We start from the raw sequence: 20,151 nt of genomic DNA on the forward strand, positions 1-20,151 counted from the left end.
GTCACTCGCGTAACAGTACGAGATATCCGCAACGGCCTCGCACCCGTCCGATTCCAGATCGGTAACGGGCACGAGGCCGTCGCGACGCCTTACTCGTGCTGGTCAGCGGCGCAAGCCGGCGACCTTCAACAGTTCCGGACGACGCAGGACCAGGCCGATCCACGGCAGGACGCCGAGATAGACAGCGAACAGAACCGTGCTGAACAGCGGCTCCTCGATCCTCAAGTTCGCGGTGACCGCGCCGCCCAGGTAGGCGGTGATGCCGAGCGCGCCGAGCACCGCGGTACGCGGAATCGCGTACACGACAAGGCAGACGAGCAACACCACACCCATCACGATGGCCTGGTCGGAGTCGAAGCCGAGCTTCTCGGTGCCGTCGATCACGGCCTGCGGGCGGGTCAGCTTCCCGACGACGTCGAAGGCGAGGAATGCGCCGACAATGCCGCTGATGACGATTCCCACGATGCGGCGCCAGTTGCGGTCGTCTGTGGTCTCGGACGCGTTCCGTGTGGTGATGTCGGTGGCCATGATGTTCTCCCTGGTGGTCGAGCGGTGTGGTGGTCGTGCAGGGACAGACACGGCGCGTCAGAGAAACTCATCGACGGTCGTAACGCGCCCGGGTCAGGCGGTCACCAGCTTCACCACCGGGTACTCGCGGGTGGCCTTCGTCTGATACTTCGCGTATCTGGGCTGCACACTCACGACGGCATCCCACGCAGCCGTCCGTTCCGGACCCGTCAACACCACCGGAGTGACCGGGACCGGCTGTTCGCCATGCCGTTCGACGGCCACCGAGTCGGGATGCGCCGCGAGATTCGCATACCAGTCCGGATTGCCTTTTCCGCCACCGGAAGCCACGACCAGCCAGCCGTTGTCATGCGCGAACCAGCTGAGCGGCGTCTCCCGCTGCTGGCCGGACTTGCGCCCCTTGGTGCGCAAGATGACCATGTCCATCCCCCACATGGTCCCGCTCTTGTTGCGGATCCGTTTGACGGTGCGCTCGTTCACCTTCCGTTGATACCACTGCCAGATCGACATGATCCTCCTCCGATTCGCTCCCGATACCGTCATCCTGGACGCTATCCGGCACGACCTGGGGGAGCTTCTCGATTCCTGCTCGATGTGCACCGCCCGCCGGCTCGCGGAGGACCTGTGTGAGGCAACTACTCCGCGAGAGCGTCGAGCAGCGGACGAACCCGGAAGTCCACCATCTCTCTCATCACGAGGGCGGTCGTCGTGCGCTTGACGCCCTTGATGTCCAGGATGTCCCCGGCGATGCGGTACAGGTCGTCCGCATCCTTCGCGGCAACGTGCACCAGCAGGTCGGCGACCCCGGTGAGGCCGTGGACCTGCAGGACCTCGGGTATCGCCTCGAGTGCTGCACCTACCTGATCCAGCTTTCGTTGTGTGACATTGGTGAGCACGTAGGCCTGCAGCGGGTATCCGAGGACGGCCGGGTCGACGCGCCGTTCGAAGGAACGCAGGGCGCCCGCGGCGTCGAGCTTGCTCAACCGGGCCTGAACGGTGTTGCGGGACAGCCCGGTCCGCTCGGCAACCGCCATCACCGTCGCCCGCGGGTCGTCGGCGAGAGCCGTCAGGATCTTGGCGTCGATCCGGTCGGCCCGGTGTTCGCTTGGCACGATGCCAACCTCCATTCCCTACACCTCCGGTGAAGGTGTGCATATTGACCAGTTGCGACGCCAAGTATTGCGCAAACAGACTTGCGTTGCTGGACTGTCATCACCCCTGTTCGTAGAACCGGCCAGCCTCGACGGAACACGATCCCGGCGGTGACCCGGATTTCGCCCCACCGGCCGCGACCGATCCGTCGCCGCCGCCCAGGCGACGATCAAACCTTCACATCCGCACGCCGTATCGCGGTTCGCGTGGGTGGTGTTCGAAAGCGAGTTCCCGTGTCCCAGTCCGCATTTTCCGATGCCGTCCCCGCACCGCCGACGCTCGGCGGCGCCGCGCCCGAGCAAGCCGCACTCGAGTCGATCCAGCAACGTGTGCTCTGGCTGTCGACCTCGATGATCCACCACGCCAACCGGGTTCGGCCGAATCCCAGCGGGTTGAAGGTCGGCGGCCACCAGGCGTCGTGCGCGTCGATGGTCTCGATCATGACGTCGCTGTGGTTCGAGCACCTGCGCCCCGGTGATCGCGTGTCGGTGAAACCCCATGCTTCGCCGGTGCTCCACAGCATCAACTATCTGCTCGGGCAGCTCGACGAGAAGTACCTGACCACGCTTCGCGAGTTCGGTGGCCTGCAGTCGTATCCCAGCCGTTCCAAGGATCCGGACACCGTCGACTACTCCACCGGCTCGGTCGGGATCGGCGCGACCGCCCCGATCTGGGGCGCGATGGCACGACGGTACGTCGACACCCACGTCGGGGACACCGGCCGCGGCCGGCAGTACTCGCTCGTCGGCGACGCCGAACTCGACGAGGGCGCCGTCTGGGAGGCCATCCTCGATCCGGGGATCGCCGATCTCGGCGAGGTGGTGTGGATCGTCGACCTGAACCGCCAGTCCCTGGACCGCGTGGTGCCGAACATCGCCGCCCGTCGTCTGGAGAAGATGTTCGAGGCAGCCGGCTGGCAGGTCATCCCCGTACGGTTCGGCGAACTGCTCGAATCTCTCTTCGCCCGCCCCGGCGGCGACGCGCTGCGGACCCGCATCCTGCAGATGCCGAACCCGGAGTATCAGCGACTGCTCCGCTGCACCGCGGACGAGGTTCGCGACCGTCTGCCCGGCAACGGTGTCGAGAGCCAGAAGATCGGCGAACTCATTGCCGCACTGGACGACGCGACCCTCCTGGCAGCGGTCCGCAACCTCGGCGGTCACGATCTGCAGGCGCTGTCGCAGGCGTACCGGCAGATCGACGACACCCGCCCGACGGTGATCATCGCCTACACCATCAAGGGTTACGGATTGCCGACGCAGGGCCACCCACAGAATCACTCGGCGCTGCTGACCGTCGAGGAGTACCGGCAGCTCGCGGCTGCCCTCGGGACGGACCCGGACCGACCGTGGGGCCGGTTCGCCGACGACGACCCGGCAGGCCGGTTGTGTGCCGCCGCAGCACAACGCCTTCTGCGGGATCCGGCGCCTCCGTTGCCCGACGTCGAGATCCCGGCCGACTTCGGCCGTACCCCGAAGGGCACCAGTACCACCCAGGCCGCGCTCGGTCGGTCGTTGCTCGACCTGACCCGGCAATCGCCCGAAGCGGCGAAGCGCGTCGTCACCGTCAGCCCGGACGTCAGCTCGACCACGAATCTCGGTGGCTGGGTGAACAAGGTCGGCGTCTGGTCGCCCACCGAGCGGCACAACTGGTTCGCCGATGATCCCGAGACGATCATGCACTGGAACGAACGGCCCACCGGGCAACACATGGAACTCGGTATCGCCGAGACCAATCTGGTCGGTCTGATCGGCGAACTCGGAGCCACGTGGAGCCGCTGGGGACAGCCGCTGTTGCCGATCGGCGTGCTCTACGACCCCTTCGTCGAACGTGCGCTCGAACCGTGGTCGTACGGCATCTACGCCGGAGGCCAGTCGATTCTCGTCGGCACCCCGTCCGGGGTCACGCTCGCGGCCGAGGGCGGTGCACACCAGTCGATCAAGACGCCGTCGATCGGTCTCGAGCAACCCGGTTGTGTCAGTTACGAACCGGCATTCGGGATCGACGTCGAGTGGACCCTGCTGGCCTCCCTGTCCCGGCTCGGCCGCCCCGACGGCACGTCGGCGTATCTACGCCTGTCGACCCGTCCGGTCGATCAGTCCCTCGCCGCGGTCCCGACCGACCCGGCAGCGCGTGAACGTCGACGCCGCCAGGTGGTCGCCGGCGGTTACCCACTTCGACGGAGCGAGAACGCACAGGTGACGGTCGTGGCGATGGGGGCCCTGATCCCCGAGGCCCTCGCCGCCGCAGATCGTCTGCAGCAGCAGGGGATCGACGCCGACATCCTCTGCATCACCAGTCCCGGGCTCCTGTTCGAGGCCTGGCAGGCGCGCCAGGGACGGGGCCACGGTGAGACCTGGATTCTCGATCAGCTCTTCCCGAGCGACCGTGCCACCCCGATGGTCACGGTCCTCGACGGGCATCCCCACACCCTGGCGTTCCTGGCCGCCATCAACCGGGTGCGCAGCAGCAATCTCGGAGTCTCCCGGTTCGGTCAGGTCGGCTCCCTCGACGACGTCTACCGACATCACGGCATCGACACCGACAGCATCGTCTCCGCCGCCCTCGACATCCTGCCCTGATCCGACGACAAGACCCCCGGGACCCGCTTTCGCGGGACCGGGGGTCTGTCGTCGAAACCGGAAGCGCCTACAGCGCTTTGAGTTCCTCGATGACGCTGTCGACGCTCTTCTTCGCGTCACCGAACAGCATCGAGGTGCCGTCGGCGAAGAACAGCGGGTTCTCGATGCCGGCATAACCCGAACTCATCGACCGCTTCAGGACGATCACCGACCGCGCCTCGTCGACGTTGAGGATCGGCATACCGTGGATCGGGCTGGAGGGATCGTTGCGGGCGGCCGGGTTGGTGACGTCGTTGGCGCCGATGACGATCGCGACATCGGTACGGCCGAACTCGCCGTTGATGTCGTCCATCTCCTTCATCGCGTCGTACTCGACGTCGGCCTCGGCCAGCAGCACGTTCATGTGCCCGGGCATACGACCGGCCACCGGGTGGATGGCGTACTTGACCTCCACCCCCTTGGACTCGAGCAGGCTCGCCATCTCCTTGACCGCGTGCTGGGCCTGGGCCACGGCCAGGCCGTAACCGGGCACCACGATCACCTGATTGGCGTACGCCATCTGGATCGCGGCGTCGGCGGCTGAGGTGGCCTTGACCGTGCCGCCCTCGGCGCCGGGTCCACCGGCGCCGGCAGCGTCGCCGCCACCGAACGAGCCGAACACGATCGCCGGAATCGACCGGTTCATCGCCTTGGCCATCAGGTTGGTCAGGATCGAACCCGACGCGCCGACGATCATGCCGGCCACGATCAGCGCCGTGTTGTCCAAGGCGATACCCGCGGCAGCGGCCGACAGACCGGTCATCGCGTTGAGCAGCGAGATGACCACCGGCATGTCCGCACCGCCGATGGGGAACACCACGAACAGACCCATCACGCCGGCGGCGAGCAGCAGCCCGACCATCCACCACACGCTCGCCCCGCCACCGTCGGAGGCCTGGACACCGAGGTAGATCGCGAGACCCAGCGCGACCAGCAGCAGCACGATGTTGGCGGCCTGGAACAACTTCGCGTTCGCCACGAAGGTCTTCTCCAGACCCTTCGGCATGATCTCCTGCAGCTTCGCGAACGCCACCAACGATCCCCAGAACGAGATCGAACCGATGATCGCCGCGATCAGCGAACCCACCACCAGCGGCGAGGCCGGTTCGGTGTTGTGGAAGACCGAGAACCCGGAGGTCTCGATGAACTCCGCCCACGCGATCAGCGCGACGGTGCCACCACCGACGCCGTTGAACAGGGCCACCAGCTGCGGCATGGCCGTCATCTTGGTCTTCAGCGCCGGCGGGATACCCAGCACCACACCGAGAACCAGACCGATCACGATCAGGACCCAGTTGATGGTCGGCACGCCCACCGTCGAATGGCCGTCGTCGCCGACCGCGCCGGCGTTGTAGATGTAGAGCAGCGTCGCCGCCACCGCCAGACCCATACCGGTCGCGGCGATCCAGTTGCCGCGCACCGCGGTCTTGGGACCGGTGAGACCCATCAGGCCGTAGATGAACAGCGAGAAGGACACGATGTAGAGCGCCATGACCAGGTACGACAGGCCCTCGCTCGGAGTGTGGGCGCCTGCCGCGAGCACCAATTGCGAGCCGATCACTTGGCGGCCTCCTTCTTACCCTTGAACATGCCCAGCATCCGGTCGGTGACGGCGAAGCCACCGATGACGTTAAGCGTGCCGAACACCAACGCGACGAACGCGATGATCCGCACGCCCCATCCGGCGTCGGCGGGCAACTTGCCCAGGACCACCAGCGCGCCGAGCACGACGATGCCGTGAATGGCGTTGGTACCCGACATCAGCGGGGTGTGCAGGGTGTTGGGAACCTTCGAAATGACCGCGAAGCCAACGAATCCGGCGAGCACCAGGATCGCGAGATTTGCGAGAAGTCCGGCGTACATCAGGCGGACACCCCCTCAGTGGTTGCACGGGTGACGCACGCGGCAGCCACCACTTCGTCATCGAAATCCGGAGTGATCGCACCGTTGTCGTCGAGCATCAGCTCGATCAGCGCGAGCAGGTTCTTCGAGTACAGCTCGCTGGCATGCTCGGGCATCGTCGCCGGCAGATTCAACGGCGCGGTGATCGTCACATCGTGCTTCACGACGGTCTGCCCGGGTTCGGTGAGCTCGCAGTTGCCGCCGGTCTCACCGGCCAGATCCACCACGACGCTGCCCGGCTTCATGCCCTCGACCGCGGCTGCGGTCACCAGGCGCGGGGCCGGACGGCCCGGGACCAGCGCGGTGGTGACCACCACGTCGAAACCCTTGATCGCGTCCTCGAGCGCCTGTTGCTGCTGCGCGCGTTCCTCCTCGGTCAGCTCGCGGGCGTAACCGCCCTCGCCGGCTGCATCGATACCGAGATCGAGCCACTGCGCACCGACCGACCGCACCTGCTCGGCCACCTCGGGGCGTACGTCGTAACCGGTGGTTCGGCCGCCGAGGCGCTTGGCCGTGGCCAGCGCCTGCAGACCGGCCACGCCCACACCGAGCACCAGCACCGTCGCCGGCTTCACCGTGCCCGCCGCCGTGGTCAGCATCGGGAAGAACCGCGTCGACAGGTCCGCCGCCACGATCACCGACTTGTAACCGGCCACGTTGGCCTGCGAACTCAGTGCATCCATCACCTGCGCGCGGGAGATACGCGGAATCGCTTCCACCGCGTAGGCTTCCACGCCCGCGGCGCGCAGGGCACCGATCTTGTTGTCGGCATTGCGCGGCGCCAGGAAACCGATCAGCTTCTGCCCGCTGCGCAGCCTGCCGATCTCGTCATCCGACGGCGGCGACACCCGCAACACCACGTCAGCCGAATACGGATCTCCGATCGTGGCCCCGGCTTCGGTGTACGCCTCGTCGGGGATCAGGGCGCCGAGACCGGCCCCCGACTCCACCACGACGGGCACACCTTTGCCCACCAGCGAGGCAGCCACCTTCGGGACCAGCGCCACGCGGCGCTCCCCCGGGGCTGTCTCGCGCACGACACCCACTGTCATTTCACTCACCCTGTCTGGCGGCGACGCCGGTAGGCGCCGCCTTGTTTCGGCGCCTTCGTCGGCGCACATGTCTACAACGCCGTAACCTGCGTGCAAATCGTGCAGCTCCGCCATGTGTCGGCGGTGCGGACGACCTGACGCAGGTCACGAAGTGCTCGGGCGTCGACAGCGATGACTGTCACCCGGCTCACATATAGAGGTGCGAAAAACATAACACGGGCTCTCAGCGTCAGCTCAGGAGAGTCGGATACCTCACTCAACCCTTGACAACATATTGATCATGACCTTTACCGAAGACTTGGCGGGGCCACAATCCGCTGGTGAGACGGTCAGGCAATCGTGTATCTACGTTCATCCAACCCGGTCGCGCCGTCGGGCGCGGGAGACTGGTACCGCTCGACCTGTGGGCGTCCCTGCTTGTCGATCGCACGGCATGTGACCGTGTGGTCACCTTTGCCCGCTTGCCATACGAATCTCCATTGACGCCAGGTGTCGACGCTGTACTCGGTCGCGAGTTCCGCGGGTTGCCACGGCCCGTCGTCGATCCGGACCTCGACGCGCTCGACACCGATGTGCTGTGCCCATGCGGTTCCGGCGATGACGACCTCACCCGCAGGATGTGACGTGCCCCGGGCCGGGCGATCGATCCGAGAGGCCAGTTTGATAGGTCCGAGCGCCGACCACCCGCGGTCGGTCCAGTACGCCCGGGCCTCGGAGAACCTGGTGATCTCCCAGTCGACCACCCACTTGGTCGCCGAAACGTATCCGTACAGACCGGGAACCACCTGACGGACCGGGTATCCGTGTTCGATCGGCAGTGGCCGGCCGTTCATGCCGACGGCCAGCAGCGCGTCGCGGCCGTCGGTGATGTCCGAAATGGGTGTGCCACAAGTCCACCCGTCGACGCTGGTGGACAACAGCATGTCGGCTCCGGGTCGTACGCCGGCGAGGTCGAGGACCTTCTGTATCGGCACGCCGAGCCACCGGGCGTTGCCGATCAGGTCTCCCCCGACGTCATTGGACACGCACGCGAGCGTCACGAACCGTTCGGTCATGGGGATCGCCAGCAGATCGTCCCAGGTGAGAGTCACCTCCCTGTCGACCTCCCCGTGTATCCGCAGTCGCCAGTCGACGGTGGTGAGCGTCGGGACCTGGAGCGCGGTGTCGATACGGTAGAAGTCGTCGTTACCGGTGACGAAAGATGTTGCGCCGGAGAGATTCAGCTCGGTTCCGGGCGGTATCGGCGGCGCCGGGTCCACGGGTTTCGGTAGCAGAATCCGCGCGCGGTCGGCCAGCGTGCTCGCGGTATCGGCGAGCATGCGACGGCCGACGACGCCGATCGCGACGGCCGCCACGGCAACGCCACCCGCCGCGAGGACGAACCGGCGCGAAAGAGGTTGGTGGACGCGATCTTCCGCATCACCATCCGCGACCGGTGGCGGCTCGTCGTCGAGCTGGGCCAGCAGCAGCCTCAGTACGACGATGCCCACGACCCCGGCAAGAACCGAGGGCAGCGCATATGTCCACGACGCACCGGGCCGATTCACCGCCGCCAGCACTCCGACGGCCGCGAAGACCACGATGATCGCGGACCCGAGCGGTGGACGCCGCCGCTCGAGGTACCCGCAGGCGCCGGCGATCGCCGCGATGATGATGCCCATCCCGACGAAGAGGGCGACCTTGTCGGCGATGCCGAAGGTCTGAATGGCCCATTCGCGGACCGCCTGGGGCGAGTGGCCGACCACCGACGAGCCGACCGCGAAGTACGGCGACGCGTCCGGCGACACCGGGACCGCGGCGATCTCCCCCGCCGCCAGCCCGGCACCCGCCGCGACGATGCCCGCCAGCCAAGGGGCGGCGGCGTGTGCGCGGGGGGTCGACAAGATGGTCACACTTCTTGATACCGGAGTTCGCGCACACGGCGGCGGATCCTGACCCAACGCCCGCTGTTCACCCGACGATCGATCGGCTGACCTGCTGATTCGGCCACGACCCGGCGACCTCCCGCCGAATGGGCGCCAAGACTAGAACAGGTTCTAGTTTGTCCGCTAATCTGGCCGCATGGCTACCAGTACCGAGATCCCGGAGACCGTCGCACTCGAATCGGTGACCGAATTCTCCGACGAGGTCGACGTCGTCGTGATCGGATTCGGCATCGCGGGCGGATGCGCCGCCGCGGAGGCCGCCGCGAACGGGGCGCGCGTCCTGCTCATCGAACGCGCCGCCGCGGCCGGCGGCACCACCTCCTTGTCGGGAGGTTTCTTCTATCTCGGTGGCGGCACCGCCGTCCAGAAGGCGACTGGTCAGGACGATTCGCCCGAGGAGATGGAGAAGTACCTGACCGCGGTGTCCATCGACCCCGAGGTCGACAAGATCCACGCGTACTGCGTCGACAGCGTCGACCACTTCAACTGGCTCGAGGGGCTGGGCTTCACCTTCGAGCGCAGCTTCTACCCGGAGAAGGCCGTCATCCAGCCGGGCACCGAAGGCCTGATGTACACCGGCAACGAGAAGGTCTGGCCGTTCAAGGACCAGGCCGTGCCCGCCCCGCGCGGTCACAAGGTCCCGGTCCCCGGCGAGACCGGCGGCGCTTCCCTGGTGATCGACCTGCTCGTCAAGCGTCTCGGCGAACTCGGCGTCGAGGTCCGCTACGAGACCGGCGCGCGACAGCTCGTCGTCGACTCCGACGGAACGGTCGCCGGCGTGACCTGGAAGAAGCCCGGCGAGGAGGGCGTCATCCGCGCCACCTCGGTGATCATCGCCGCGGGCGGCTTCGTGATGAACCCCGAGATGGTCGCCGAGCACACGCCGCACCTCGCCGAGAAGCCGTTCGTCCTCGGCAACACCTACGACGACGGTCTCGGACTGCGCATGGGCCGATCGGTGGGCGCCGAGCTGAAGTACATGGACAAGGCGTTCATCACCGCGCCGATCTATCCGCCCGCCAGCATGGTCATGGGCGTCATCGTGAACAAGTTCGGCGAACGATTCGTCACCGAGGACTCCTATCACGCGCGCACCTCGGGATTCATTCTCGAGCAACCGGATTCGACGGCATACCTCATCGTCGACGAATCGCACATGAATCAGGAGCACAACTACCTGATCAAGTTCATCGACGGCTACGAATCCGTCGCGGAGATGGAGGCCGGACTCGGCATCCCCGAGGGCAATCTGCAGCGAACGATGGCGCGGTACAACGAGAACGCCGCGAAGAAGGAGGATCCCGACTTCCACAAGGCGGCCGAGTTCCTCGAACCGCAGGACAAGGGTCCGTGGGCCGCCTATGACCTCTCACTGGGCAAGGCGGTCTACGCCGGTTTCACCATGGGTGGCATGGCCACCTCACTCGACGGCGAAGTGCTCGACGAGTCCGGGTCGGTCATCAAGGGCCTCTACGCCGCCGGGGCGAGTGCCACCAACATCGCCCAGGACTGCAAGGGATACTGCAGCGGAACGCAATTGGGGTGAGGGGTCGTATTTCGGCCGCCGCGCCGGTCGTCACGCCGCGGCGAAGGTGACCTCGCGCGCGTGAGCTGACGTACCCACTCACCGAGAACCGCCCCCTGGAAGGCGCCCTGTGGAGCGGGGCCGGCGACGCTACGTCGCCGGCACCGCTTCGGAGAGTCGTTCCCAGTGGCGGTTCTCGTTGGGGCGCGCTCCAGGGCGGTTCTCAGCGGGCCGGGGAGAACCTCCGCAACCGCAGGCTGTTCCCCACGACGAACACCGAGGAGAGTGCCATTGCGGCCCCGGCGATCATCGGGTTGAGCATCCCGGCGGCCGCCAGCGGGATCGCGGCGACGTTGTAACCGAAGGCCCAGAACAGGTTTCCCTTGATCGTGCCGAGGGTTCGCCGCGCCAATCGGATGGCGTCGGCGACCACGCGGAGGTCACCGCTCACGACCGTGAGGTCGCTGGCCGCCATCGCCACATCGGTGCCGGTTCCCATCGCCAGACCGAGGTCGGCCTGCGCCAGTGCCGCGGCGTCGTTGATGCCGTCGCCGACCATTGCCACCACGTGACCCTGTTCCTGGAGTTCGGCGATCACCTCGAGCTTGCGCTGCGGACTGACCCCCGCGGTCACGTCGTCGATCCCGACCGCTGCCGCCACCGCGCGGGCTGCACCCTCGTTGTCACCGGTGAGCAGCTTCGGCGTGAGGCCCAGGCGCCGGAACTCGGCGATGGCCTCGGCCGACGATGCCTTGATGCGGTCGGCCACCGCGATGACACCGACCGCAACCGGTTCGGCTGCATCCTCGTTCGCATCTCCGACGAGGACGACGACGGCAGTCGCACCGCCTGATTCGGCAGTCGACACCGCGTGCGCGAGGTCGGCGGGCATCGGCACGGTCACCGTGCTGGGTGAGAGGACCTGGACTCGCCTGTCACCCACGGTGCCCGCAACACCGGCGCCCTGCGTGGACACGAAATCCCGGGCTTTCTCGGAGACCAGCCCACGACCCGCTTCGACGACGGCACGGCCGATCGGGTGCTCCGACCCCGCTTCCACTGCAGCCGCCCACGCGAGGACCTGTGACTCGTCCCGACCGTCGACGGCGATCACAGTCGACACGGACATGTCACCACTGGTGACGGTGCCGGTCTTGTCCAGCACGATGGCGTCGACGCGGCGCGTGGACTCCAGCACCTCCGGCCCCTTCAGCAGGATGCCCAGCTGTGCGCCGCGGCCGGTGCCGACCATGAGGGCGGTCGGCGTGGCGAGCCCGAGCGCACACGGGCAGGCGATGATGAGGACCGCGACCGCGGCCGTGAACGCGAAGGTGACGTCGCCACCCGCGAATTCGTCCAACGACGCCGCGCCGAGCCAGAAGCCAAGCGTGGCAACCGAGATCGCGATCACCGCGGGGACGAACACCGAGGAGATGCGGTCAGCGAGACGCTGCGCGTCGGCCTTTCCTTCCTGCGCGGCGGCGACCATGCGTGCCATCTGCGAGAGTGCGGTGTCGGAACCGACGGCGGTTGCCCGGACGACGAGCAGTCCGCTGGTGTTGACGGTGGCGCCGATGACCGCATCGCCCGCGGTCACCTCGACCGGCACCGATTCCCCGGACACCATCGACGCGTCGATCGCCGAGGCACCCTCGACCACGACGCCGTCGGTCGCTACCTTCTCTCCCGGCCGCACGACGAACTCGTCGCCGACGACCAACTGACCGACGGGGATTCGACTCTCCACTCCGTTCCGTCGGACGGCAACGTCCTTCGCCCCGAGGTCCATGAGCGCACGCAGCGCGTCACCCGCCCGACGCTTGGACCGCTTCTCGAAGTAACGACCCGCCAGCAGGAAGGTCGTCACGCCCGCGGCCGCCTCGAGATAGATGTGCGACGCCCCGTCGGTGCGTTGGGGAAGCAGGTCGAACCCGTGGGTGAGGCCGGGCGTCCCGGCGGTACCGAGGAAGAGCGCGTACAGCGACCAGCCGAACGCCGCGAGCGTGCCGACCGACACCAGGGTGTCCATCGTGGTCGCGCCGTGGCGCAGGTTGATCCATGCAGCGCGATGGAACGGGTAGGCGCCCCACACGACCACCGGCGCGGCGAGCGTCAGGGACAGCCACTGCCAGTAGGTGAACTGCCAGGCCGGAATCATCGCGAGCGCGATCACCGGGACCGACAGCACTGCCGAGACGATCAGCCGCTGCCGCAGCGCGTCGAGTTCCGGGTCTGCCGTCGGTGAGGTGTCGGCCGTGTCCGCCTCCGACCCGGCGGGCGGGTCCGGCAGGATCGGCGCGGCGTCGTAGCCGGCGGCTCGGACCACCTCGACGAGGTCGTCGGCGGCGAGACCGGCGGGCACCTCGACATGGGCGCGTTCGGTCGCGTAGTTCACCGAGGCGGTGACGCCGTCGAGTTTGTTGAGCTTACGCTCGATGCGGTTCGCACACGACGCGCAGGTCATGCCGGAGATGTCGAGATCGACGAGTTGTAGGCCGGGACTCGCGGACATCAGTGGTCACCTCCATATGTCGTGTCGTCGTGTGGGGCGAAATCCTGATCGGTCGTCTCGACGACGCCGTGCGAGGGTGCGTCGTGGGTGCCCGGTTCGGGTTGCGGTCCCCATGCCCGGCCGACGCCGAAGGCGATCGCGAACGCGGCGATCAGCGCGACGACGTAGGCCAAGGGACCCTTGGGAATGCTCATGTCAGACCAGGGAGTACCCGGCTTCGGCGACCGCTCCGGCGATCTCCTCGCGCGGGATCTCACGGTCGGCGACGACGCGCACGGCTCCGTCTTCGAGGGCCACGTCGACACTGGTCACGCCGGCGATCTCCTCGATCTCCTCGCGGACGGAGGCGACGCAGTGGCCGCAGGTCATGCCGGTGACGGTGTAGGTGCTGGTGGTGCTCATCGGTGCTCCTCCGTTTGCTCTGTCTCGTGGTGTGGTTCTTCGGTCGACGTCAGGACTTCACGAGTCGGGCGATCGCGGCCATGGCCTCGTCGACCTTCTCCTTGCCGGCGGCGTCGCTCTCCTGCGCGGCGTGTACGACGCAGTGGGCCATGTGCTCCTCGAGCAGACCCAGGCTGACTGCCTGCAGGGCCTTGGTCATGGCCGACACCTGGGTGAGGATGTCGATGCAGTACGAGTCCTCTTCGACCATGCGCTGCAGTCCGCGTGCCTGACCCTCGATGCGGCGAAGTCGCTTGAGGTAGTCGTCCTTGCGGCCGATGTAGCCGTGCTGGTGCTCGTCCATGTCGCTCCTGTTGTGACGGGTACCCCTCAGGGGTATGCGCCATCAGGTATACCAGCATCCAAGCGACAACGGTACCCCCCTACCGTATGCGGTTCCGGCCCGGTGGCCGGAACGCAAACAGCACGAAACCCCGCCGCGCGGGGCTCAGAGACCAGTGGGAGCTACGGCCGCAGGGCTGCGGCGAGGCGCGCCAGGGCGACGGCGACGTCGTCGAGGGCCGCGCTGATCTCGGCGCGACGTGCGGATTCCGCTTCGGAGATCGGCGCCGAGGCGTGGTCGGCAGCATCTGTTTGTGCATCCGGGACACCGACGGGCGGGAGGACGGCACCCGTCGGCGACGGGACGTCCGGGAGCGCCGGCACGGCGTGAGCCGGTGTCGCCGGGTTTGTCTGCGCCGGTTTCGGCACCACCGGCCCGGGGGCTGCCGGGTTGGGTGATGCCGGGTTGGGTGCTGCGATATCGGGCACCGCCTGGCCGGCAGCGGCCTGGCCCGGGGCGTCGGACCGGTGGCGTTGGCCGTGATAGTCCTCGGAAACGAGCGGTTCGGCGTTCGTGGACCGGCGGCCACCGCGGTATCCCGGCTCTGGAGGGGGATCCGGCGTCGCACCGTGAGCGGGCCCGGACGCCGGCCCACCGGCGGGGGGCAGCGGAGCGGGCGGTTGATCCGAGTCCGGCAACCGGTGTGACCCCATCCGCTGGGGATTCGGGGTCGGGGGCTGCAGACCCGTCCGGCCGGGACCGGACGCGGGTCGTTGATGATTGCCTGCTCCGGCACCCGACATCACCGATGGCGCGTGCCCGTTCGAGTGTGCAAAGAAGTGGGGTCCGCCGTGGCCGACGAAGAAGACACACCCGGCACCTTCCGGCGACGGGACCGGGCACGGGTTGCGTTCGATGAGTGACTGCGCGCGATCGTCGAAGTCGTTCCACTCGAGCCAGAGGCGGCGGTCGTGCCGCGGGTGGGTGCTCGCATCCGTCGCGTGATTCCCGCGATGGCCGATCGCGAGACGACACTGCAGCAACCAATCGGAGTCACCCGACAGTCCCAGCGCCGCCCGTTCGGTCGGTCGGCACACCACCGTCGACCAACAGCCTTCGCCGTTCATACGGACTCCCCTTCATACCTGCAGTGCTTCACGTCTATGCGCGCCGTCCCGGCCATGCCACGCCGGTCTTCGCAGTGGTTCTCGAGTGTTCGTGCCGATCACGGCTCGCCCCCCCGGAAAGCGCCGCGGCGCCCCCGGTGGCCGCGGTGCTGTGAAGATCCCGGGCGTCAGTCTACGAAGGAGGCCGGTCCGGTGTCACCCTGTTGGCCTCCGCGCGTCCCGGCGACAAACATCACGATCCGGCGATTCACCTCCTCCGGGCGATCGAGGTGGAGGAAGTGTCCGGCGTCCGCGATGACCGCGGTGGCGCTGCCGTCGGGCAACACGCCGCGCACGTGGTCGGTGAACCTCGACTGCATGCAGCCGTCGTCGGCACCGTGCAGATACAGGGTGCGGCAACGGGGTTCACGCAACCAGTCGCGGCTGAGGTCCGCGTAGCGCGCGTCGACCCGCGGCCGGAGCATGGCACGGTAGTAACCCAGGACGGCAGCGCGATGCGCGCGCGTCGGTAGCGCGGCGAGGGCACGGTCGACGTCGAGGTCGTAGTTCGGTCGCGGCGTCCCGGGGCGCCGTAACCGCCAGCGGCGCCACAGCAGGGGGATCAACCAGCCGAGACTCCGCTCGGGCAGCCAGGGCAACTGGTTGAATCCGATGTACCAGCTCATGGCCGCCTGCCGCGCCAGGAGTCGAACTGCACCCGGCCCCTCGGCGACCGCCCTCCGGATCGCGGGTATCGGCGGAACCGACATCGCGACCACCGCCGAGTACGGGTTGTCCGAGCGGTGGGACAGGGCGTTGACCGTCAGCGCACCCCAGTCGTGCCCGATGAGTACCGCGTCGGGTCCGGCGCCGACCGCCCGATGGATCTCACGGGCGTCGTAGGCGAGAGCCGCGACATGAAAGTCCCTGTCGCGCGGTATGTCCGACGGTGCGTATCCGCGGGTGAACGGTGCGACGACGCGGTACCCGGCGGCAACGAGTTCGGGGGCGAGGAGACGCCACGTCCACGCCGAATCCGGAAAACCGTGGAGGCACACCGCAACCGGGCCGTCGACCGGACCCCACTCCAGCGCGTGGAGGGTGATGTGACCGAGGTCGATGGTCTCGTGTCGCGGGGCGTCGGCGGCGTCGGAGTCGGCGTGGGGTTCGGCGTCGCGCGCGTCTGGTGAGCTCTGGGTCATCGGCGCCAATGTATCGCTGGAATCCGACAACCGCATCCACTTGTGCGCTCGAGTACGCGGCGCGGGCCTGCGCTCAGACCGCGATGCCGGCGAATCCCAACTGTTGGATCTCGCCGTCGACGAGGCGGAACGTGTGGGATTCGCCGATCTCGACCGTGAGGGGGAAGTCCGTTCGGACGTGAGCGCCACGTGACTCGGTGCGAGCGGTGGCCGCCGCGATGACCGCCGACGCGGTCAGCGTGAGTGCGGCGTCCTCGACCTCGCGCACCGTCGTGGGAACCCGCCGCGGCGCACTCGCGATCGTCTCGGCCGCGTGTGACAACCCGGCGGCGGATCGGCGCAGAGCCACCCGTCGCGACATCGTGTCCTGCAGCAGATCGCGGTCGAGGATCGGCACCGGCCCGGGCGCCGCGACGGGACGCCCGTCCGGCCGCAGGTCACGTCGTCCGACGGCGACCGTCGCGGCACGCCGGCCCATGACCAGGCCTTCGAGCAGACTGTTCGATGCCAGCCGATTGGCCCCGTGCAGGCCGGTCCTTGCGACCTCCCCGGCGGCCAGGAGACCGTCGACGGCGGTGCGCGCCTCGTCGTCGGTCACCACGCCACCGCAGAGGTAGTGGGCGCCCGGTACGACGGGGATGCGGTTGTCGGCCGGGTCGAGGCCGGCCGCCCAGATTCCGGCGCTGACCGTCGGGAATCGCCGCTCGAAGTCGGGCACCCCGCTGATGTCGAGGTAGACGCAGGGGTGTCCGGTCAGCTCGATGGCGGTCTCCACGGCGTTCGCGACCACATCGCGGGGCGCGAGGTCGCCCATCGGGTGCACGCCGTCGGTCACCGACCGTCCGTGCACGTCGACGAGCCGACCGCCTTCCCCCCGCACTGCCTCACTGATGAGCGTTCGACGTCCGCGGGCCCCCGGCGTGTAGAGCATCGTCGGGTGGAACTGGATGAATTCGAGGTCGGCGACGTGCGCACCCGCTCGTAGTGCCAGCGCGATGCCGTCGCAGGTGGCACCGGACGGATTGGTCGTCGCCGCGTAGAGATGGCCCGCACCGCCGGTGGCGAGCAGGACCGTCGGCGCGTCGACCGAGCCCAACCGGTCGTTCTGCAGATAGGCCACCCCCGTGACCCGGCTGTCGACGACCCTGACCTCCGTGACGATCGCGTCGTCGAGGAAGCGGATGAACTGCCCGGGGCCGGTTTCCCGTTTGGCGACGGCGTCGTTGAGCGCGCGCTGGATGGCGGCGCCCGTCGCATCACCGCCGGCATGGATGATCCGTCGTACCGAGTGACCGCCTTCCCGCGTGCGCAGGAGTCGGCCGTCGGCGTCGCGGTCGAAGTCGGCGCCCCACCCGATCAGCGTGGACACCGATGACCACCCGTCGGCCAGGATCGGGCGCGACGCCGCGGGGTCGGTGAGGCCACCGCCGGCGGCGAGCGTGTCGGCGAGGTGCGCATCGATCGAATCGACGTCGTCCGGGCCGGTCGAGCGCACATCGGGCATGACCACCGCGACGCCACCCTGGGCGTAGAACGTCGAGGTCGGCTGCTCCCCGCGGTCGGGACGCCAGCTGGGGCCCTTGTTGACCACGACGACCGACAGTCCGCTTTCCGCGGCGCAGAGTGCGGCGGTCAGACCTGCGATCCCGGCCCCGACCACGACGAGATCGGCACGATCCGCGACAGCCTCGTCCGCGCCCGGTCCGTATGTGGACGTACTCATGTCATCCGCCTTTCGCCGGTCGTACTCCCTCAACTCCGGCGAGGTGTTTTCGATTCCCAGTCGAAAACCCTACCCCGCAGCTCCCGCCGGCGAAATGTTTGATCACACATGTCCGCGGAAACCCCGACCAGCATGAAAACGCTCTGGTTCGACCCGGCGAACGACTCCGATCACGCCGGACTCCCCGACGTGCGCCCCGAGACCACCCCGTTCGGCACCGTCGACACCTATGACCAGATCGTCGTCGGCGGCGGCATCACCGGTTTGACCACGGGACTCCTGTTGGCCCGGGCCGGACAGAAGGTCGCCGTCCTCGAGGCGCGCCACATCGGCGCCGCCGCGACCGGCCACACCACCGGCAAGCTGTCGTTGCTGCAGGGCACGCGCTTGTCGTCGATCTCGAGCCGGCACGGGAAGTCCGCGGTGCGCGACTACGTCGACGCGAACCGCGAGGGACAGGCCTGGCTCCGGCACTACCTCACCCACCGGGGCCTGCACGTCGACGAGCGCGCGGCGCTGACGTTCGCGGCCACCGAGTCGGGCGCGAAGACCGTGGAGAAGGAGTTCGAGGCCTGCCGAGCGCATGACATCCCGGTCGAGCACGTCGACGTCCCGGAACTCCCGTTCGACGTCAAGACGGCCATCCGCCTCGAGGGTCAGGCGCAGATCGACCCGATGGTGGTGCTCCGCGCACTCGCCGACGACCTGCGCGGCCACGGCGGCCATCTGTACGAGGGAGTCCGCGTGCAGGGTCTGCGCCACGGCACGCCCCACACCCTCACCACCGATGCCGGTGACGTCCGGGCCGAGTCGGTGGTGATCGCGACCGGCGTCCCGTTCCTCGATCGCGGCGGGTTCTTCGCGCGGGTGCATCCACAACGCTCGTATGCGGCGGCTTTCACCGTCGACGAGGAGATCCCGCGGGAGATGTACCTCGGTGCCGACAACCCGTCGGTCTCGCTGCGGACCGCGACCCGCCCGGGCCACGACGGCGAGCTGTTGTTGGTCGGCGGCTTCGGACATGAGGTGGGCCGCACGAAATCCGAACGGCAGCATGCCCTGGACATGATCGCGTGGACCGAGAAGCACTTCCCCACCGCCCGCATGGTGGCGCGGTGGTCGGCACAGGACTACACGACGATCGATGAAGTGCCCTACGTCGGACCACTTCTGCCCACGATGGAGAGCGTCCAGGTCGCCACCGGATTCGCGAAGTGGGGACTCACCAACGGCGTCGCGGCAGCGTTGTCGATGACCGGGCGCATCCTCGGCTCGGAACCCCACTGGTCCAAGACCGTTCGACCCTGGCGCTCCTCCGAGATCACCAAGCCCGGATCGCTCGCGTCGGCGGCATCGGCGAACGCACAGGTCGCGGCGTACATGGTGGGCGGTTACCTCGGTCTGCTGAAGCCGGCGAACTCCTCACCCGCCGAGGGCGACGGCAGCGTCGGGCATTCCGGAATCTCGCCCAAGGGCGTGTGCACCGTGGCGGGACAGACGCAGTCCGTCGCACCGCTGTGCACTCATCTGTACGGCGTGCTTCGCTGGAACGACGCCGAGCAGTCCTGGGACTGCCCGCTGCACGGCTCCCGGTTCAGCCATTCCGGCGAGGTTCTCGAAGGCCCTGCGACTCGAAAACTGTTCTCGCAGGACTCCTCCGACAGCTGAACCGACACACCCGGCCACACCTGAGATCTCACGCACCCGATCACGAATGAACGGAGCACCGATGTATCGCGTCGAACGCCACACGTCCGCCACCCCGGCACAGGTCTGGTCGGTGTTGTCCGATGGCTGGCTCTACGCCTCCTGGGTGGTCGGCGCATCGCGGATCCGCGACGTCGACCCCACCTGGCCGCAGGCGGGGTCGAAGATCCACCACTCGGTGGGCATCTGGCCGGCACTGCTGAACGACGAGACCCAGTCGCGCGAATCGAAGGCCGGTTTGCTGGAGCTGTCCGCGGCCGGATGGCCGTTCGGGCGAGCCCGCATCAGGATGACGATCGAGAAGAACGGCAACGGCTCCATCATCGGCATGGAGGAGTTCGTCGAGACCGCACCGCTGAAGTGGATTCCTCCGGTGATCCAGCAGACGATCATGTCGCCGCGACTGAACGAGTGCCTGACCCGCCTGGCGATGCTCGCCGAACGCCAGCCCGGCTGAACTATCTCAACGGAA

The 20,151-nt window shown here is 67.9% G+C and carries 17 protein-coding genes and 1 pseudogene; 4 read left to right on the plus strand and 14 right to left on the minus strand.

What is annotated here, in order from left to right; translation table 11 throughout:
* Nucleotides 1–102: 102 nt before the first annotated feature.
* From RVF83_RS04650 to RVF83_RS04660, 3 genes are all read right to left on the minus strand, one after another.
* A complete protein-coding gene (locus RVF83_RS04650) occupies nt 103–528 on the minus strand; it encodes a DoxX family protein (RefSeq protein WP_005196623.1) in 426 nt (141 codons plus the stop codon).
* 93 nt (nt 529–621) lie between these two features.
* Nucleotides 622–1,038, minus strand: a complete 417-nt coding sequence (locus RVF83_RS04655; protein ID WP_005196624.1) for a nitroreductase family deazaflavin-dependent oxidoreductase — start codon at nt 1,036–1,038, stop codon at nt 622–624.
* A gap of 125 nt (nt 1,039–1,163) precedes the next feature.
* The gene (locus tag RVF83_RS04660) at nt 1,164–1,640 is read right to left on the minus strand and encodes an Lrp/AsnC family transcriptional regulator (protein ID WP_006358001.1); all 477 of its coding nucleotides are present in this window, start codon (nt 1,638–1,640) and stop codon (nt 1,164–1,166) included.
* A 273-nt stretch (nt 1,641–1,913) separates the two neighbouring features.
* Here RVF83_RS04660 and RVF83_RS04665 point away from each other — a divergent pair, with 273 nt between their 5' ends.
* Nucleotides 1,914–4,262, plus strand: a complete 2,349-nt coding sequence (locus tag RVF83_RS04665; RefSeq protein ID WP_005196627.1) for a transketolase-like TK C-terminal-containing protein — start codon at nt 1,914–1,916, stop codon at nt 4,260–4,262.
* Nucleotides 4,263–4,329: 67 nt separating this feature from the next.
* Here the strand turns inward: RVF83_RS04665 and RVF83_RS04670 are convergent, their stop codons facing one another.
* From RVF83_RS04670 to RVF83_RS04685, 4 genes are all read right to left on the minus strand, one after another.
* Entirely contained in the window at nt 4,330–5,862 is a 1,533-nt protein-coding gene (locus RVF83_RS04670) for an NAD(P)(+) transhydrogenase (Re/Si-specific) subunit beta (protein ID WP_005196628.1), read from the minus strand.
* Nucleotides 5,859–6,164 carry an NAD(P) transhydrogenase subunit alpha gene (locus RVF83_RS04675; protein WP_004020381.1) on the minus strand — a complete coding sequence of 102 codons (306 nt, stop codon included), beginning with the start codon at nt 6,162–6,164 and terminating at the stop codon, nt 5,859–5,861. Before RVF83_RS04675 ends, RVF83_RS04670 begins: the two co-directional genes overlap by 4 nt.
* Complete coding sequence (locus RVF83_RS04680) at nt 6,164–7,255, minus strand: Re/Si-specific NAD(P)(+) transhydrogenase subunit alpha (protein ID WP_039880180.1); 1,092 nt, start codon at nt 7,253–7,255, stop codon at nt 6,164–6,166. The genes RVF83_RS04675 and RVF83_RS04680 overlap by 1 nt, the downstream gene beginning before the upstream one ends.
* A gap of 329 nt (nt 7,256–7,584) precedes the next feature.
* Nucleotides 7,585–9,138, minus strand: coding sequence for a molybdopterin-dependent oxidoreductase (locus RVF83_RS04685; RefSeq protein WP_005196631.1), 1,554 nt, complete (start codon nt 9,136–9,138; stop codon nt 7,585–7,587).
* A 178-nt stretch (nt 9,139–9,316) separates the two neighbouring features.
* Between RVF83_RS04685 and RVF83_RS04690 the strand changes: the two are divergent.
* A pseudogene (locus tag RVF83_RS04690) lies at nt 9,317–10,790 on the plus strand (FAD-binding protein).
* A 138-nt stretch (nt 10,791–10,928) separates the two neighbouring features.
* Here the strand turns inward: RVF83_RS04690 and RVF83_RS04695 are convergent.
* From RVF83_RS04695 to nadB, 7 genes are all read right to left on the minus strand, one after another.
* Entirely contained in the window at nt 10,929–13,217 is a 2,289-nt protein-coding gene (locus RVF83_RS04695; protein ID WP_005196640.1) for a heavy metal translocating P-type ATPase, read from the minus strand.
* Entirely contained in the window at nt 13,217–13,411 is a 195-nt protein-coding gene (locus tag RVF83_RS04700; protein WP_005196642.1) for a hypothetical protein, read from the minus strand. The genes RVF83_RS04695 and RVF83_RS04700 overlap by 1 nt, the downstream gene beginning before the upstream one ends.
* A gap of 1 nt (nt 13,412) precedes the next feature.
* Complete coding sequence (locus RVF83_RS04705) at nt 13,413–13,619, minus strand: heavy-metal-associated domain-containing protein (RefSeq protein ID WP_005196644.1); 207 nt, start codon at nt 13,617–13,619, stop codon at nt 13,413–13,415.
* 49 nt (nt 13,620–13,668) lie between these two features.
* Complete coding sequence (locus RVF83_RS04710; protein WP_005196646.1) at nt 13,669–13,962, minus strand: metal-sensitive transcriptional regulator; 294 nt, start codon at nt 13,960–13,962, stop codon at nt 13,669–13,671.
* Between the two features lie 161 nt (nt 13,963–14,123).
* Nucleotides 14,124–15,068 (minus strand): hypothetical protein, encoded by a 945-nt coding sequence (locus RVF83_RS04715; protein WP_005196647.1) that lies wholly within the window; start codon nt 15,066–15,068, stop codon nt 14,124–14,126.
* A gap of 167 nt (nt 15,069–15,235) precedes the next feature.
* On the minus strand, nt 15,236–16,249 hold the full coding sequence (locus RVF83_RS04720) for an alpha/beta fold hydrolase (protein WP_005196649.1): 1,014 nt from the start codon (nt 16,247–16,249) through the stop codon (nt 15,236–15,238).
* Between the two features lie 73 nt (nt 16,250–16,322).
* Complete coding sequence (gene nadB, locus RVF83_RS04725; protein WP_005196651.1) at nt 16,323–17,972, minus strand: L-aspartate oxidase; 1,650 nt, start codon at nt 17,970–17,972, stop codon at nt 16,323–16,325.
* Between the two features lie 132 nt (nt 17,973–18,104).
* Between nadB and RVF83_RS04730 the strand changes: the two genes are divergently transcribed.
* Together RVF83_RS04730 and RVF83_RS04735 are read left to right on the plus strand one after the other, a co-directional pair.
* Nucleotides 18,105–19,640 (plus strand): FAD-dependent oxidoreductase, encoded by a 1,536-nt coding sequence (locus tag RVF83_RS04730; RefSeq protein WP_039880191.1) that lies wholly within the window; start codon nt 18,105–18,107, stop codon nt 19,638–19,640.
* Between the two features lie 61 nt (nt 19,641–19,701).
* The gene (locus tag RVF83_RS04735; RefSeq protein WP_005196656.1) at nt 19,702–20,136 is read left to right on the plus strand and encodes an SRPBCC family protein; all 435 of its coding nucleotides are present in this window, start codon (nt 19,702–19,704) and stop codon (nt 20,134–20,136) included.
* Nucleotides 20,137–20,151 lie beyond the last annotated feature (15 nt).

The sequence above is a fragment of the Gordonia rubripertincta genome, assembly GCF_038024875.1.
Lineage (GTDB): Bacteria > Actinomycetota > Actinomycetes > Mycobacteriales > Mycobacteriaceae > Gordonia > Gordonia rubripertincta.

Coding starts and splice junctions, on each gene's coding strand:
- RVF83_RS04695 (WP_005196640.1), bottom strand. CDS start 13,217: ATGTCCGCGAGTCCCGGCCTACAACTCGTCGATCTCGACATCTCCGGC.
- RVF83_RS04720 (WP_005196649.1), bottom strand. CDS start 16,249: ATGACCCAGAGCTCACCAGACGCGCGCGACGCCGAACCCCACGCCGAC.
- RVF83_RS04700 (WP_005196642.1), bottom strand. CDS start 13,411: ATGAGCATTCCCAAGGGTCCCTTGGCCTACGTCGTCGCGCTGATCGCC.
- RVF83_RS04680 (WP_039880180.1), bottom strand. CDS start 7,255: ATGACAGTGGGTGTCGTGCGCGAGACAGCCCCGGGGGAGCGCCGCGTG.
- RVF83_RS04655 (WP_005196624.1), bottom strand. CDS start 1,038: ATGTCGATCTGGCAGTGGTATCAACGGAAGGTGAACGAGCGCACCGTC.
- RVF83_RS04735 (WP_005196656.1), top strand. CDS start 19,702: ATGTATCGCGTCGAACGCCACACGTCCGCCACCCCGGCACAGGTCTGG.
- RVF83_RS04730 (WP_039880191.1), top strand. CDS start 18,105: ATGAAAACGCTCTGGTTCGACCCGGCGAACGACTCCGATCACGCCGGA.
- RVF83_RS04710 (WP_005196646.1), bottom strand. CDS start 13,962: ATGGACGAGCACCAGCACGGCTACATCGGCCGCAAGGACGACTACCTC.
- RVF83_RS04705 (WP_005196644.1), bottom strand. CDS start 13,619: ATGAGCACCACCAGCACCTACACCGTCACCGGCATGACCTGCGGCCAC.
- RVF83_RS04715 (WP_005196647.1), bottom strand. CDS start 15,068: ATGAACGGCGAAGGCTGTTGGTCGACGGTGGTGTGCCGACCGACCGAA.
- RVF83_RS04675 (WP_004020381.1), bottom strand. CDS start 6,164: ATGTACGCCGGACTTCTCGCAAATCTCGCGATCCTGGTGCTCGCCGGA.
- RVF83_RS04650 (WP_005196623.1), bottom strand. CDS start 528: ATGGCCACCGACATCACCACACGGAACGCGTCCGAGACCACAGACGAC.
- nadB (WP_005196651.1), bottom strand. CDS start 17,972: ATGAGTACGTCCACATACGGACCGGGCGCGGACGAGGCTGTCGCGGAT.